At 31.8% G+C, this 942-nt stretch carries 2 protein-coding genes; both read right to left on the reverse strand.

Annotation, left to right across the window (positions count from 1 at the left end):
• Positions 1–13: 13 nt before the first annotated feature.
• Entirely contained in the window at positions 14–478 is a 465-nt protein-coding gene (locus tag V7127_RS19265; RefSeq protein WP_335345362.1) for a hypothetical protein, read from the reverse strand.
• Positions 479–625: 147 nt separating this feature from the next.
• Positions 626–942 (reverse strand): DUF4129 domain-containing protein (locus tag V7127_RS19270; protein ID WP_335488668.1); only part of this gene is annotated, 317 nt, incomplete at its 5' end.

Below are 942 nucleotides of genomic sequence, written 5' to 3' on the forward strand. Positions count from 1 at the left end.
TTGAAGTTTCACTTTATAGCTGAGATGAAAAATTTGTTAAAAAAGCTTTAGCAATGACCTGTTTATCATTAAAGACCTCTACCGACACTGCATCCTCTTTCATGATCATCTTTTCAATTTCAAATACATGGAGATCTTTAAGTAATGGAATCGGATTCATAAAAATAAAGTTATCGTTGCGATTATTAACCTCAATATACTCGCCTGTAAATTTTACATCAGACCCATATATAATTTCATTTGTACCTAAAGCCGATGCAAGTTTTGCATTATGTATAGATACTTTTACTTTGTAAAGCCTCTCTCCGCTTAATATTTTATCATTAATTTTAAACCGAAACTGCAGTTCATTGTTTTTCGTCAACAATGCCTCCGCATGACTGTTTACGATCGATTGGCCAGATCCAGCTTGCTGACAGCTTGTCAGCACGAGAGAAAAAAGAATAAGCAAAAATAGTTTATAAGCTTTAAGTTGCATCAAGTTTTCCTCCTTTTTCCTACCATAGCCTTTAAAGATAAATGATAAACATAATAAATAAAAAAAACCGGCATTTGTTATTTGCCGGTAAGTCGGATTTTTTATTGTGCTACTTATTATCATGCTAAACAGACATACAACTGCCCTTTATTTTCTCAGCTCTTTATTTTTTCTAGCTTTCAATTCCATTTTTTTGAGCTGGAGCTTCTCCTTAACTAATTTCTCTTCCTTATCAGAAAAAGGCAAATGTCCATATCTTACTCTTTCATATATTGAAGTGATGTCCTCAAAATCGAGAATTTCTATCCGATTTATCCAATCAGACAATGATTCATATGGAAGACGTCCTAATTTGCGCTTTTTTGCAAATTTCTCAAATGCATATATTTCTTTACGAATAAGATTTTTAGAATCATTCACTTTACCTTTAGAAAGAAATAACCCATTTTCCTTAATAATTAAAC

The organism is Bacillus sp. JJ1773 (genome assembly GCF_036962035.1).
Lineage (GTDB): Bacteria > Bacillota > Bacilli > Bacillales > Cytobacillaceae > Cytobacillus.

Bases quoted from the DNA above. Each gene is read 5' to 3' on its own strand.
- V7127_RS19265 (WP_335345362.1), bottom strand. From the start codon at position 478: ATGCAACTTAAAGCTTATAAACTATTTTTGCTTATTCTTTTTTCTCTC.